The organism is Paenibacillus sp. AN1007, from assembly GCF_040702995.1.
In the GTDB taxonomy this organism is placed as follows: domain Bacteria; phylum Bacillota; class Bacilli; order Paenibacillales; family Paenibacillaceae; genus Paenibacillus.
Genome location: NZ_CP159992.1, coordinates 4743988 through 4758369, shown reverse-complemented (window position 1 = coordinate 4758369; position 14382 = coordinate 4743988). Strand labels below are relative to the sequence as shown.

Below are 14382 nucleotides of genomic sequence, written 5' to 3'. Positions count from 1 at the left end.
CGTTTGTCAGAAATCATACCGATAACAGATGGCATTGCCTCCGCCATTCACGGAACTGAACTCGGGGTCTTCGATAAACCCGAATCGTTCATACAGCCGAATGGCATTCAGCATCTGACCGCCGGTGTACAGATATACTGTGTTTTTCCCCATCTCTTTCGCAGATTGTACACAACGCTGAAGCAGCTCACGCGCAATGCCGTGTCCTCTCCATTCGGGATCAACACCCAGCAGGCGGATAAATGGATAAACAATTGGCAGCTCAAAGTTCGGGTAAGCATGATGTGCAGTTTCGAACAACTGAACAGTGCCGACAATCCGATCTTCAATCTTGGCGATCCATAATTCGGTTAAGTGCGGATTATCCAAGGAATCCCGGATATCTTTCAGATAGGCTTCCCAGCGATCAGATTGTTCGAACGATGTCTGATACTCAGCGTAACTGGCAACCAGAATGTCAACAATCTCGGCATAGTCAGCTGGGTCAGCGGGATGAATCGTAATGGCGGCCGTGGTCATATTTTAATTCTCCTTCTCTTATGCGTGAAGTGGGATATGATGTTTCTTTGCATTATATCACGGGCAATTGGAGCCAATGTATCGGAATATTTTATAAGGGATTTCAACATTTCTATATCTTTGACTAAGGCTATCATGTCCATTCTCATAAACGATTAAGCTGAGTACTGTATAGATGATTACGATATTCGGTTGGCGTGCTTCCCTCGTGCTGCTTGAATGTGCGCAGAAACAGCTTGTAGTCACTAAAGCCGCATTGGGCTGAAATCTCCTTCACACTGGCGTTGGTATTCAGCAGCAGTCGTTTGGCACGGCGCATGCGTTCGTTGAGGATATACGTTTTGAGCCCGATCCCTTTTTCCCGCTTTACCATTTTGGAAATATAGTCCTTGTTAAAATTAAAATTCTCCGCGATCTCGCTCACTGTAATGTGGGTATGCAGATGGATATCGACCCATTTACAGATGTGATCCACGACAGCATTATGAGGACGGTAGTCCGTTCGCAGATTGCGTTCCAGTTCCTTGAAGAGCAGTAATGCAGCAGCATCTGCCTCATCGGACGAGAAGGAGGACACATGCAGCAGCTGCTTAAACAGCTGATTGGCCATGGAAGGAACCTGAATGGATGCATGCGTTGGAAAATTGCAAAATGTGCCCTGCGCCGACCCGTAATGTACCCAATAAAAGCTGACAGGTGCATCGCTTATTTGGTAACCATAGTGAGTCCGCCCGGCCTGTAGAAACAGCAGATCATGGGCACGAACAACGTATTGTTCCTGATCCTCGGCAATATACATCTCACCCTCCAGCATCAAAATCATCTCGTGAACCGGCATGCTGCGCCGCATGTGACTCCAGTTACCCTCTGATATAAATTTTCCGCATAAATAGTGCTCCACTAGTTTTGACATAGAACGGATTTATCCACCTTTTCTTGGATTCTGAGTCTGCTGTAACTGTAGTTTATTTGATAATATGAGGACATTCAAGGGAAAAGCTAGATGGTAGAGATAAGTTCTGGCCGGAGTACAGCACGGATTTTATCCTTTTCTGCTGCATCCAGTCCTACCGAAAAAATCATTTGAAGTTATTACATATGTCAAAGGAGCGAGCGGCATGATCGATACAAGAAAAGGATTTCTGGGTCCCGCACACGTTGATTTGCTGGAAGGCCCATTTCAAACGTCGCAGCATACCGGAGAACGCTACTTGGTATCTCTGGAAATTGACCGTTTTCTGGCGCCGTGTTATGAAGCTCACGGGTTAACACCTCGCAAGGAACGTTATGCAGGCTGGGAGGCGCGCTCGATTAGCGGACATTCCCTAGGACATTACATGTCGGCTCTCGCGGTAACATATCAGGCGACGGGCAATTCCGCATTAAAGCAAACGCTTGATTATGCTGTGAGTGAACTGGCGGCAATTCAACAGACGACGGGCAGCGGATATATCGGAGGTTTGCCTGAGGAGGCTTTCCGTATTGCTTTTCGTGCGGAACATATCGGCGGATTCAACATCGGTGAATATTGGGTTCCGTGGTACAGCGTGCATAAAATCTATCGCGGTCTGATTGACGCTTATCAAATGACGGGCAATGAGCAGGCACTGGGCGTGGTTATACGTTTTGCGGATTGGGCAGTGGAGGGACTGAACTTCATGACCGAGGAGCAGATTCAGACGATGCTGCTGTGTGAGCATGGCGGGATGAACGAAGTGTTTGCCCAGCTGTACGGAATTACAGGAAACGCAGTATATCTGAAAGCAGCCGGGCAGTTCACACATGAACTCATTCTGGAGCCGTTGGAGCAGGAGAGGGATGAACTGCAGGGAAGGCATGCCAACACCCAGATTCCCAAAGTCATCGGCGCAGCCGAAATCTATAATCAAGACCCGGTACAGACGAAGTATCGGACAGCAGCGCAATTTTTCTGGGATACGACGGTGAAGCATCGTTCATATGTGTTTGGCGCGACGAGCATATCCGAGCATTACGAGGCAAAGGGTATGGAAAGTCTTGGCATCAAAACCGGAGAGAGCTGCTGTACCCACAACATGATGCATCTGACGAAGCAGCTGTTTGCCTGGAATCCGGACAGTGGTTATATGGACTATTATGAGAACGCTGTCTATAACCATATTCTCGGCACACAGGACCCGGATACGGGCAATAAAACGTACTTTGCCTCCACCCTGCAGGGTCATTACAAAATTTACGGCACACGTGATACCGCTTGGTGGTGCTGCACCGGATCAGGCATGGAGAACCCCGGCAAATATGCCGAGGCGATCTACTATGAGGATGGACATGATCTGTATGTTAACCTGTTCATCGCCTCGGAGCTGGATTGGGTTTCGCAGGGGCTGACATTGAAACTGGAAACCGACTTCCCTTATTCGGAAAAAGGGACCCTGACGATCACCGAAGGCAGCACTTCGGCTTGTCTCAAATTACGTGTGCCGTCCTGGCTCCAGGAGCCGATGACAGCAGTAGTTAACGGGAATTCGGGCCAGTCGTATACACAGCTGGAACCCGGTTACCTGTCCATCGACCGCACTTGGACAGCGGGCGATGTCATTACGATTACGCTGCCGATGGCACTGCGTAAATATACAGCCCGTGATGATGCTCACAAGGCAGCTTTTCTTTACGGCCCGATTGTGCTTGCTGGTGCGCTCGGAAGCGAAGGGCTTCCCGAAGATACCATTATTGACGAAACCGCGCTGAATCCGAAGACAGCTCCTGTCCCCGTCATTCGCACGGAGGAAGAGGATGTGAACGAGTGGATCAGGGTTGTTGATAAAGAGACACTTACATTTGAACTTAGCGAGGAAGTCACGTCCACCGGGGAAGCTGTGAAGCTGATCCCGTTCTATGACGTGCACCATGAGTTCTATACGGTGTATTGGTCGTTAAATGATGAGGGCGATGTGTTGGAGAAGGCACTGAATGACATCACAATCGACAGCGTGCAGCCAGATGGTCAGCAGGATGAAATCGGGCATCAGTTGGAAAGCAGCTGCCGTGGAGAGAAGTACAACGGTTCTGGTACAGATGGCCGCAGCAGGCTCTATATGTGGCGGGAGGCGTACGGTGTGAAAGAAGCAGCGTTCAGCTATCGTTTGGCTGTGGACCCGGGTGCCTCGAATTATTTGTGCGCAGCCTATTGGGGCGGGGATTACCTGCATTTTGAGCGAGAAGGAGTTCGGTATGAAAGGCAGTTCAGCATTTTGGTGGAAGATACTGTTATCGGAGAGCAGCGCATTCATATGAATAAAATTGGCGAGGTATTTTATGCTGTCTATGACATTCCTGAGGTAATCACCAGAGGTAAAGAGAGTGTGAAAGTGACCTTTCAAGCCAGTGGAGACAGCGGATGCGCCGGGAAAGTAACCGAAGTTCGCACGACACGCAGCAGGCCGGAGTTTCTGGATGTCTTCGGTAGTCAGGTGTAAAGAGGAGTAGTATAAGCCTGAGGAGTTTTAGTTAGCTAAAGTTCGGGTCATGTTACGAGTTGATGTGAATGGAATGATGTTGAAAGGCTTGGATTGGTTTCAATACGCTGCTTGAAATTCTAACGATTCGTACAGAGCTTATTTGGGCAAATTAGGCCTGTTCCGAAATCTAACGATTCCCATCGACGCTATTACAGCCGAAACAGGCCAAAATGGACGAATATATGCTTCCAATGTTGGAATAGCGTTTCTTGGAATCGTTACATGGTTAGATGAGCTGAAAAGTACCAAATAGAATCATCTGGCATCGTTAGCCTGATTTATTCGGATGCACATGGTGTGATCAAGACCGTGTGCCAGCATGCAAATAGAATGATATATGCAATAATGACAAGAGACGAAAACGGTGGAGTTCGCCGTTTTTGTCTTTTTGGTCATGACTCAGAAAAACACGCAGCAAGCTCCGGATTCGCGAAGACAAGGCGTATATAAAAAATGACACGCAGCTCGAATTTCCACGTATTACCCAATAACTGTATTTATTCCGCACTCCCGATGTACCACGGGGATGGCGATAAAACCCGTAACTATACTAAATGAACCTGCAGCCTACACAGCCAGCCGTTCTGTGTTGTCCATTAAAAAGATAATGGGATAAGCCCGAGCCACGTATATTATTGTATCACTGTTTACAATCCAATCTTTAATCGATCATAAGGGCCAATTATCTGATCCTTGATATTCCAGCCTGCATGAAGGCCCAATATTCACACCGCAATTTCCAATCCTATCCACCTGAGAGCGCTCACATCATGTACAATAGCAATAAGGATGACAGGGAATAAACGACAGGAAGTTCTAATATCTAACATGAAAGGAGGTCGGATGATTGCCCATGACCAGGTACATACAATTTTTTGCACTCATCCTCGGCATTGTGGCTGTGGACGTTCTGGCCTTCTCCCCAGGCTTTGCGGGACTCGGATTTGGAGAGAGTGCTTTCCAGACAGCCCTTTCCGTAACATTGCTGTTCGGCAGCACACTCGCACTCTTCTATGGCAGTTACACTTTATTGTTCAAGCAGCCGGTCGTTTTACCTGTGAAACAGATCGAAACACATGAAGATTATGTAGAAGCTTTATCTTTTTACAGACGCATCAGAATCCTTGAAGAAGACATTACGCTGGGGCTGTCCCAACTGAACCGGATGAAAAAGAAAAAGGAAACCCTGATGAACGTGCTTCATCAGCGGTTTGATCCTGGCGAGCTGAGCTTTAAGAAATTTGCTTCGGTCGCCGAAGAGGTGGAGAAGCTGCTATATCTGAATATTCGCAGCATCCTGAACCGACTCAATGTCTTTGATGAAGCCGATTATGCCAGCATGATGAAATCCAAATCGGTGAATCTGCCGCAGAAGCTTTTTCAGGAAAAGACAAAAGTATACAACGATTACCTGACTTATGTGAAAGACTCGCTTCACACGAATGAAGAGATTTTGCTTAAGCTGGATCAGCTGCTGCTGGAGATTTCACGGCTGGACAGCTTTGAAGCCGGAGATATTGAACAGATGCCTTGTATGCAGGAGATTGATCAGTTGATCAAACATACCAAATTATACAGACAGTGAGGGGTTGTACGTATGGCGAAGAAGGGAAAGTTTTTGTTCATATCGATCATCATGCTGGTACTGGTGTTTGGCCTAGTCTATGCCGGGATCACACTGACATCGAACTTTGGCAAAACGTCCACACAAGTCACGACCGAAAATGCAGGTAAGGAACTTGGCAAATTGTACGCTGACATCGCACCAGCCACGGCAGAGCCGGTCAAAGGACAGATTGATCTCGATCCGGTGGATGTTGCAGAATCGCTGCCAGATATTTCGAAGTTCCCCATTACAGTGGAGAACACAACGAATGATTATGTTGAAATTTTCTCCTCCCCCGAGAAGTCGGGCAGCGGAGTGGATGGATGGTTAACCGAGACAGCAGAGGCATTTAACCAAGCGAACATCACGGCTGGCGGCAAACCGATCTCGGTCAAAATCCGCAATATTGCCTCCGGTACTGCTGCGGATTACATTAAGTCCGGCAAATATGTTCCTGATGCCTTCACACCGTCCAATGAGCTGTGGGGCGCAATGGTGGAGGCGAGCGGGGTGAAGACCAAGCTGGTTACTAAGCGGCTGGTGGGCAATGTGCCAGGAATCGTTATCTCCAAAGCTAAATATGATGCTTTAGTGGACACCTACGGCTCTGTGAACGTCAAAACGGTAACCGAAGCCATTGCAAACAATGAACTTTCGATGGGGTATACGGATCCATTTGCCAGTTCGACGGGACTCAATTTCCTCGTCACTGCACTAAACACATATGACGGTGCCAATCCACTCGGCGAGAAAGCCATTCAAGGCTTCGAAAAATTCCAGGCAAACGTGCCATTCACAGCATCTACTACCATTCAGATGCGGGAAGCAGCCAAGTCGGGTAGACTCGACGCCTTCGTTCTGGAGTACCAGACATATGTTAATACAGCAGATCTCAAAAGCGGATACGTCTTCACTCCTTTTGGTGCAAGACATGACAGCCCGCTGTATGAACTCGGTCAACTGCCGCAGAACAAGCAGGAGATCGTCCAGAAGTTTGCCGACTTTGTCACGCAGGATCAGTATCAGAAAAAAGCAGAGGACTTCGGCTTTAACGGCCTGCAGGATTACAAATCTGAACTGGCTTCCGTGGACGGCGGTACACTGCTGTCTGCACAGAAAGTCTGGAAAGAGAAGAAAAACGGAAGCAAACCGATTGCAGCTGTATTTGTCACGGATGTATCTGGAAGCATGGACGGGGAGCCGCTGAACCGACTTAAGGAATCACTGCGCAAAGGCCAGAAATATCTGGGTACGGAAAACAGCATTGGACTGGTCTCATACTCCAGCGGAGTTACCGTCAATCTCCCGATTGCAAAGTATGATACGAATCAGCAGTCCATGTTTGTAGGAACGGTAGACAGCCTTCAGGCTGGAGGGGGCACAGCGACTTTTGATGGCATCGTTGTCGCGATGAAGATGCTGGAGGACTATATGACCGCGAACCCTAACGTGAAACCGCTGATCTTTGTCCTGAGTGACGGGGAGACGAACGAAGGTCATACGCTGAAGGATATCCGGGGTCTGGTTGAGACATACAAAGTACCGATCTATACCATCGGCTACAATGCAGACATCAAAGCACTGGAGAGCATCTCCAGCATTAACGAAGCTGCGAGCATTAACGCGGACACTGACGATGTCGTCTACAAAATCGGAAACCTGTTTAACGTACAGATGTAAGCCTAAGCCGATGTAACTAAAAGGGGGAACTGCGGATGTCCTTTACAATGGAGATACCGAGCCAGAAGGAAATTCAGAAGGTGATTGAAGAAGAGATCAAACCGGTGCCCGCCGAGGTGGCGGAGCTGCAGCAGGTAGCGAATTCCAATGTGGATATGATTATGAACCTGGACCTGGAATCCCTGGAGAAACGCAAGGAGATTTTGCAGTCGATTGACGGCTTTGGCATGAACACGATGCGATCCTCTTCCGAGAAAAACGCGCTGCTTCAAGTCTCCGTCGGACATCTGTCCAAGACGGGAGACGAGGGCGGCCAGGTCGCCAAAGGCCTGACCGAACTGCACATGCAGCTGAAGGATCTCGACCCGAGCGTGGTCGATTTCGCCAAAACAGGCTTTCTGGGCAAGCTGTTCAACCCGCTGCGCGCGTATTTTCTCAAGTACCAGAAAGCTGACGCCGTTATCGCCGATATTGTCGTTTCACTCGACAAGGGACGTGCAACGCTCCGTAATGACAATACCACGCTTGAGATCGAGCAGCAGAGCCTGCGCGAACTGACCAAGCGGCTTCAGAAGGAGATTCAGCTTGGCATGCTGATGGATGAATCGATCGATGCGCAGATTGAGGCAGCCAAGGTTCGTAACGAAGACCCCGAGAAAGTGCGTTTTATTACCGAAGAAGTGCTCTTCCCACTCCGTCAGCGGGTAATGGATCTGCAGCAGATGCTGGTTGTAAACCAGCAGGGGATTATGGCGATCGAAGTGGTTATCCGGAACAACAAAGAGTTGATTCGCGGCGTGGATCGGGCGAAAAATGTGACGATCTCCGCACTGAAAATTGCGGTCACCGTTGCCAGTGCGCTGTACAATCAGAAGATTGTATTGCAGAAGATTGAACTGCTTAACCGTACCACCAACGATCTAATCGCCGGTACATCCAAAATGCTGAAGGATCAGGGGACCGCGATCCAGAAGCAGGCGTACGAGGCAAGCATCTCGGTGGATACGATGAAGCAGGCCTTTACGGATGTGCTGTCCGCGCTCGACTCCATTTCGGTCTATAAACAGGAAGCCCTGCCAAGAATGCGCGAAACCATCGGTCAGTTCCGTGAATTGGCGGAGACCGGAGAACAGCAGATTCAGCGATTGGAGAAAGGGCAGAAGCTTGGTCTGTAATCAATCAATCAATGAGAATGACTAGAAAAAGCAACCATTCCCTAATGACTAGTTAAGGATGGTTGCTTTTTTTGCAGTGATTGCATACAGGGATTACTCGTACCCAATTTTGTCAGCATACGCTAACAATGAGTCAGTAACTTGGTCAAGAATAGCATCGGCAGCTTGAACTTTAGCATTACCTTGTTGAAGGATCGTGTAGTTCACGTTGTTCTTGGAAACAGCTTGCTTGTAAAGGATGTAACCTTCAAGCTGCATATAAGTTCCTTTGATGAAGGAGGTATGAATTTTTTTGATTTCTGGGTTGTTGGATTGGATCAGTTTTGCTTTGGAGACGAATTTGGTATAATTCGGAATTACCGTATTCGTCAGCTTCAGAAACATCGATTTTCGATTCGCTGAAGATACGGTGTTACCAACACTACTCAAGGAATCAAGAGCTCTAGACTCATAGGGCTCGATAGCAAAAATCTGATCCAGATATTTTTTTAATTCCGCTTTTTCCTGAATAAACTCATCTACTGCCTCAGGCTCTTCTGCATCGTCTATTAAATCTACTTCAGACTGATATTCGTCCGCAAACTCGTCCTGAACCCAATATGTAGAGAATTCTTCTACGGCAGCATTGGCTTGAGGAGCAGGAAAGAGAAGCACCCCGCCAAGTAAAATGAAACTGGTCATTAATGATATAATACTTGATCTTTTCACGTGAAATGTCACCTCCTTTTATCCTGTTTTCTGCACGTAATGTCACATGGTAAATCCTGCCAACCAATAGACAGATCCTAGATCACTAGGAAATTTGTCAGAGTCATGGCTAATCCTTCCTCATATAGTATATATGAAGCCGAGTAAGGTTTGCTAGAACTAAAGGTGAAAAACGGTTGGCCCGCGATTTCGGGTCAACCGTTTTTTAGACGCTGCATATAAATGACATAGGGGATAATCAGGACAAGAAACAACAGCGCTGTAATGAGGGATAGGAGCAGACCGCTATTAACGAGCATCCAGGCGCCCAGCGCCGCGCCAATGACAAATATAAACCAAGACAGTGCAAGCACGGCCCACTCGGAAGCCGGAGCTTTGCCGCGTGCAGCTTTGGCCAAGGCCTGACCGATACCAAAAAGCGTACCTGAAACAAAACCTTTGCCTACATCTGCATGGGCAACCATCTGGTGCATCGTATTTTGCATGCCCATCGCCATGGCGATCGGGAATATGATGTATTGCGTGTGGAACAGGATTGACAACATGATTGCGAAAAGAAACAATACACACTCCACGATCAAAATAAGGGTCAGATGCCATTTCCACCATGACTCTGTAATGAAAGTGCCGACAAATGCTCCTGCAATAAATAAAAGAACGACAGTCCCGGTCGCTGCCCATAACGCATAATCTGCCTCAAAAAGAGCGATGCCCAGCTTGGTGCTGTTGCCGCTCATGAAGGATAAATACACTTTACCCAGCCCCAAATATCCAATGGAATCGATGAAACCGGCGAGCAGTACAAGAACGGAAGATAACAAAAGCCGGGAAAATCCCGGCTCCAAACGTTCTACCGTGTGTCCGATACTCTCGTTGTTAACTTTCGGGGAAGACGAGTCATGTACGGAATGCATAGGCATCTGTCCTCCATTTTCGGGTAACCATCGGGTTCGCTTAATCTCGCTTGAGTTTAAGCTGACATTCCCTTAAATAAGCTAATCGCCGGGAATGAACCTTGCAGCGTTAACTTATAGCTTTCTTTGTTATTTTCCCTTGTTCTGATCCGGTGCAATAAACAACGTATCGTCAGGGAGTTGTTCAGCTTCCTCACGAGAGATGCCCAGATTCGTGGAGAGCACATCTACCGGGTTGCCTGCGATCCATTCACTAAGATCAATGGCTTCATAATGTCCACTGTTGAATCCAATGAGTACACGGCAGACATCATCACCCGTATTTTTGATGTAATGCCCTGCACCCATCGGAGCGTAACCAATGTCTCCAGCTTCAAACTGCTCGGTTACGGCCTGCCCTTCGGCGAGAAAGACGGTCATTTCGGCGCTGCCGCTGATATAGTACTGCCACTCATCCGCATTGGGGTGCCAGTGCAGTTCTCGCAGAGCGCCCGGCTGAAGCTCGATCAGAGATCCCGCCATCGTGGTGGAGATCGGGAAGTCTTCGACGGTTACCGTCCGCTGTGTACCCCCGCCTGGTGCCCGGCGCGGCTGTTTGGCGTGTAACGGATAACGGTGTGGGGTGGTCAGCTCAGAATTACGGCGATAAGTTGCTGAGGAGGAGCTGTCATCGGGTACCGGACCTTTGGCAAAATAGGCTTCGCCCTGATTGAGCTTGGCTGCCTGCTCGAGGGAGATACCAAGGTTCTGGGCAACAATGGCGTCTGGTGTCTGAGTCAGGAAGTCGGTGATGCTGAACGTGTGGTCTTCTGAGAAATCTCCATTGTCAAAAATCAAAATGAAGTGGCATTCCTCCGGTCCAAGCCCCTGAATGGAGTGACCATATCCACGCGGGAAATACCATACATCTCCGGGTTCGAAGGTATCGGTATACGCATGACCATCGGGATGAATGACGGTTGTGCGGCAGGAACCGCTGATGACGTACGCCCACTCGGCCGCGTTCGCATGCCAGTGCAGTTCGCGCATGCCGCCTGGTTCCAGGCGCATGGATACTCCCGCAATGCCGATGGATGCGGGGAAGTCATGAACCGAGGCTCCGCGAGTAATGCCGCCGGGACCGGTACGGGGTTCTTTTTGCTCAAGACGATACTTGAAAGATTTCATCATCATACCTCCTGCTTCAAATTTGAATTCAGTAGACAATGTGTAAATAATTGAATATAACTATAATATTATACCCATATTCTGAGAAATTATTCATTTTTTAAATCGTGTGCGGGCGTAAAATGAATAATTTTGAACAACTCTTCCGCCATGTAAGCAGGACTGTGCTTGAAATCCTGTCTGATCCACTCCATGATCATGCCGAATATGGCATGAGACTGATAGCTTGCAAGCAGTTCGTGGTTAATATGGGGCGGGAAAATATGATTCAGATCCTGTAAAGACAAATCACGCAGTACATCACAGATCATACGCTGAAAGCTGGATGATGCTTCGGACTGCACCACGAGTGTATAGAATTGGGCATGCTGATGCACATGTTCGAAGATGGTAATGGCGGAAGAGGGCATCCGTCCCACCTGAAATTCCTTCATCCCCTCATAAGGTTTACGGAATGAAGTTACCAGATCCTGGGTAACATCATGCAGGATTTCGTTGAACAAGTCTTCCTTATATTGATAATGTCTGTAAAAGGTTCCCCGATTCAGGTCAGCCTGCTGCACAATATCCGAGATGGAGATTTCCTTGAAATTACGTTGCTGCATCAAATGAAGGAGAGCCTCCTTCAACGCAGCTTTGGATTTTCGGATTCTTCGATCTATTGCGTCTGATGTTTCGGGCATTGGAATTCCTCCCTGATGATATTTATAAAAGATAACGTACAAACAGGTGACAGCCTGTTGTTTAACGTACAATGGGACAAGGTTTTACTGATTGTATCGAAAAGCTATGACTTATTATACTAAGGATAAGAGATAATGAACATTTGTTTGGTATCTTTGTGTAAACGAATACATCAGAGGAGGCGTAACGATATGAAACTTCAAAATAAAGTGGCTATTGTCACAGGTGCAGGCTCGGGAATGGGAAAGGCCATTGCCGCATTGTATGCGCAGGAAGGAGCAAGGGTCGTTGTTTCCGATATTAACGAAGAAGCTGCTCAGGCTGTCGTTCAAGAAATAGAGGCAGACGGTGGGGAAGCCTTCGTTATTCTGGCTAATGTTGCGAAAGAGGAAGATGTACAGCAGCTTATTGATCAAGCGGTAAGCCGATACGGAACAGTAGATATTCTGGTGAACAATGCGGGCATTATGGACGGGATGGAGCCGGCAGCGGATATTACGGATGAGCGGTGGGAGAAGGTATTTGCCGTGAACACAACAAGTGTGATGCGCACAACACGCAAAGTGCTGCCGATTTTTCTGGAAAAACAGCAGGGGGTGATCGTAAATATTGCTTCAGCGGGTGGCCTGCATGGTGGACGGGCTGGAGGCGCATATACGGCATCAAAACATGCTGTGGTGGGCTTCACCAAAAATACAGGATACATGTACGCCGAGCAGGGTATTCGCTGCAATGCCATTGCACCGGGAGCGGTTGCAACGAATATCGGTGCATCCATGACGGGCATTAACCCATTCGGAGCGGGACGACAGCAGCAGGGAATGGCCATCAACCCACGGGTCGGAACGAGTGAAGAGATTGCCAAAGTGGCTTTATTCCTCGGATCGGACGAATCCAGTTTTGTAAATGGTACCGTAATTACGGCTGACGCAGGCTGGAGTTCTTACTAATCTGCTTCTTGTTCTGATTAAACCGACAGGTGGGACAACGATTCATGACTCGTAAATATACGATAACCAAAGAAGCCGTATGATTACGGCTTCTTTGTCATTCTCGTTCTTCATGTTATGACCATTCTTCAGCATCTCGGCATGCGCCTTAGAATTGTCTTCTGCAGCATTCAAGTCCTGAAGAAAAAAGGACGGTTAGACAAACGTTTGCATAATACAAAAAATGAGGTAGAGCGCTTAACTCAGGAAGGGCTTTGCCTTCGAATACAGTGAGGATTCACGTACGATCAGGCGGTGGGGGATAATCACCGGGTTCTGAGCAAGAGGCTCGCTGCTGAGTATTTTGAGCAGAACCTGAACGGCGGTATACCCGAGCTGATATGTCCCGATATCAATGGAACTGAGCGGAGGCGAAGCAAGTTCGGACAAAGCGATATTGTTAAAACTGACCACGCTGATGTCCTCAGGCACTTGGTATCCAAGCTCGGCAAGCGCTCTCAGCACACCGAAAGCAACATTATCATCGATAACGACAATGGCGGTAGGTCTGTCGGGCAGCGACATGAACAGGGACATAGCCCGGAAGCCGCTTTCCTGCAGAAATTCCCCCTCCACAATCCAGTCGTTATTAGCCGTTAGCCCCGATTCATCAAGAGCCTTCCGATATCCACGCATGCGATCATGCGATAACGTAATGTCCGGCGGGCCGCTCACAAATCCGATACGTGTGTGACCTTGAGCAATCAGATGCTGCGTTGCATCATACGCGGTCTGCACATTATCGTTATCGACCATCGGTGCATTCGGGTGGGTTTCACTCCGGCCAATCAGCACAAAGGGAAATTTCTCCTCTTCCAAAAAAGAGATGATGGGATCATCGCGTTTGGAACCGAGCAGCAGAATGCCGTCGACCCTGCGACCATGCACAAGACGGGAAATCGCCTGTAATTCATCATCGGAGGACGTTTCGGTGGACAGCAGCAGTTCATAGTTGTTACGAGTGGCATGAGTGATAATGCCGCGCAGCAGCTCACCAAAGAAATAATTTTGGAAAAGCTCCTCCGCAGGACGCGGCAGCATAATGCCAAGCGTTTGCGTTGTTTTAGATACAAGGCTCTTTGCCATCATATTAGGATGATAATTAAGCTCTTTCATAATTTGTTTAACCTTAAGAGATGTTTCCATACTAATTCTAGGATGATCCGAAATCACCCGTGACACTGTAGAAGGGGAAACACCCGCCAATTTGGCTATATCCTTGATCGTAATCATGTAAAAAACCCCTTCTGATTCAATCATTTCAACATTCTCCTATGGTAATGCAAAGGGTGTCATAAATCAATTGTTTACGAAATGACCCAGAATGCAAGCGGAGTAAAATAAAGGAAGAAAGAGTTAGATCAAGGAAACAGGAAAATACTGTTATCTGAATTCGGGATATGGTTAATTTTGAAAGAATACAGCTTGTGCAAACGTTTGTAC

Annotated in this window: 12 protein-coding genes; 5 read left to right on the top strand and 7 right to left on the bottom strand. The window is 47.9% G+C overall.

The genetic code is table 11. The features are described from left to right. Positions 1 to 6 precede the first annotated feature (6 nt). The gene (locus tag ABXS70_RS21460; RefSeq protein ID WP_366290742.1) at positions 7 to 519 is read right to left on the bottom strand and encodes a GNAT family N-acetyltransferase; all 513 of its coding nucleotides are present in this window, start codon (positions 517 to 519) and stop codon (positions 7 to 9) included. A gap of 145 nt (positions 520 to 664) precedes the next feature. Beyond that, positions 665 to 1432 carry an AraC family transcriptional regulator gene (locus ABXS70_RS21455; protein ID WP_342554361.1) on the bottom strand — a complete coding sequence of 256 codons (768 nt, stop codon included), beginning with the start codon at positions 1430 to 1432 and terminating at the stop codon, positions 665 to 667. A 205-nt stretch (positions 1433 to 1637) separates the two neighbouring features. On the opposite strand from ABXS70_RS21455, the gene ABXS70_RS21450 reads away from it, so the two are divergent. The 4 genes from ABXS70_RS21450 (at position 1638) to ABXS70_RS21435 (ending at position 8477) form a co-directional block, all read left to right on the top strand. Further along, complete coding sequence (locus ABXS70_RS21450; RefSeq protein WP_366290739.1) at positions 1638 to 3974, top strand: beta-L-arabinofuranosidase domain-containing protein; 2337 nt, start codon at positions 1638 to 1640, stop codon at positions 3972 to 3974. Positions 3975 to 4869: 895 nt separating this feature from the next. Continuing rightward, on the top strand, positions 4870 to 5601 hold the full coding sequence (locus ABXS70_RS21445; protein ID WP_366296727.1) for a hypothetical protein: 732 nt from the start codon (positions 4870 to 4872) through the stop codon (positions 5599 to 5601). 12 nt (positions 5602 to 5613) lie between these two features. Continuing rightward, the gene (locus ABXS70_RS21440) at positions 5614 to 7302 is read left to right on the top strand and encodes a substrate-binding and VWA domain-containing protein (RefSeq protein WP_342554363.1); all 1689 of its coding nucleotides are present in this window, start codon (positions 5614 to 5616) and stop codon (positions 7300 to 7302) included. A 35-nt stretch (positions 7303 to 7337) separates the two neighbouring features. Continuing rightward, on the top strand, positions 7338 to 8477 hold the full coding sequence (locus ABXS70_RS21435) for a toxic anion resistance protein (protein ID WP_342554364.1): 1140 nt from the start codon (positions 7338 to 7340) through the stop codon (positions 8475 to 8477). A gap of 93 nt (positions 8478 to 8570) precedes the next feature. Here the strand turns inward: ABXS70_RS21435 and ABXS70_RS21430 are convergent, their stop codons facing one another. The 4 genes from ABXS70_RS21430 to ABXS70_RS21415 form a co-directional block, all read right to left on the bottom strand. Continuing rightward, complete coding sequence (locus ABXS70_RS21430; protein WP_366290735.1) at positions 8571 to 9185, bottom strand: hypothetical protein; 615 nt, start codon at positions 9183 to 9185, stop codon at positions 8571 to 8573. 194 nt (positions 9186 to 9379) lie between these two features. Further along, positions 9380 to 10099 carry a YoaK family protein gene (locus tag ABXS70_RS21425; protein WP_342554366.1) on the bottom strand — a complete coding sequence of 240 codons (720 nt, stop codon included), beginning with the start codon at positions 10097 to 10099 and terminating at the stop codon, positions 9380 to 9382. A gap of 129 nt (positions 10100 to 10228) precedes the next feature. After that, positions 10229 to 11272: a cupin domain-containing protein gene (locus ABXS70_RS21420; RefSeq protein ID WP_342554367.1), complete on the bottom strand. Its 1044-nt coding sequence runs from the start codon at positions 11270 to 11272 to the stop codon at positions 10229 to 10231. 83 nt (positions 11273 to 11355) lie between these two features. Further along, complete coding sequence (locus ABXS70_RS21415) at positions 11356 to 11874, bottom strand: TetR/AcrR family transcriptional regulator (protein ID WP_366290731.1); 519 nt, start codon at positions 11872 to 11874, stop codon at positions 11356 to 11358. A 267-nt stretch (positions 11875 to 12141) separates the two neighbouring features. Here ABXS70_RS21415 and ABXS70_RS21410 point away from each other — a divergent pair, with 267 nt between their 5' ends. Further along, complete coding sequence (locus ABXS70_RS21410) at positions 12142 to 12900, top strand: SDR family oxidoreductase (RefSeq protein ID WP_342554369.1); 759 nt, start codon at positions 12142 to 12144, stop codon at positions 12898 to 12900. A gap of 237 nt (positions 12901 to 13137) precedes the next feature. Here the strand turns inward: ABXS70_RS21410 and ABXS70_RS21405 are convergent, their stop codons facing one another. After that, complete coding sequence (locus ABXS70_RS21405; RefSeq protein ID WP_342556235.1) at positions 13138 to 14172, bottom strand: LacI family DNA-binding transcriptional regulator; 1035 nt, start codon at positions 14170 to 14172, stop codon at positions 13138 to 13140. Positions 14173 to 14382 lie beyond the last annotated feature (210 nt).

Bases quoted from the DNA above. Each gene is read 5' to 3' on its own strand.
- ABXS70_RS21460 (WP_366290742.1), bottom strand. From the start codon at position 519: ATGACCACGGCCGCCATTACGATTCATCCCGCTGACCCAGCTGACTAT.
- ABXS70_RS21455 (WP_342554361.1), bottom strand. From the start codon at position 1,432: ATGTCAAAACTAGTGGAGCACTATTTATGCGGAAAATTTATATCAGAG.
- ABXS70_RS21450 (WP_366290739.1), top strand. From the start codon at position 1,638: ATGATCGATACAAGAAAAGGATTTCTGGGTCCCGCACACGTTGATTTG.
- ABXS70_RS21445 (WP_366296727.1), top strand. From the start codon at position 4,870: ATGACCAGGTACATACAATTTTTTGCACTCATCCTCGGCATTGTGGCT.
- ABXS70_RS21440 (WP_342554363.1), top strand. From the start codon at position 5,614: ATGGCGAAGAAGGGAAAGTTTTTGTTCATATCGATCATCATGCTGGTA.
- ABXS70_RS21435 (WP_342554364.1), top strand. From the start codon at position 7,338: ATGTCCTTTACAATGGAGATACCGAGCCAGAAGGAAATTCAGAAGGTG.
- ABXS70_RS21425 (WP_342554366.1), bottom strand. From the start codon at position 10,099: ATGCATTCCGTACATGACTCGTCTTCCCCGAAAGTTAACAACGAGAGT.
- ABXS70_RS21420 (WP_342554367.1), bottom strand. From the start codon at position 11,272: ATGATGATGAAATCTTTCAAGTATCGTCTTGAGCAAAAAGAACCCCGT.
- ABXS70_RS21410 (WP_342554369.1), top strand. From the start codon at position 12,142: ATGAAACTTCAAAATAAAGTGGCTATTGTCACAGGTGCAGGCTCGGGA.
- ABXS70_RS21405 (WP_342556235.1), bottom strand. From the start codon at position 14,172: ATGATTACGATCAAGGATATAGCCAAATTGGCGGGTGTTTCCCCTTCT.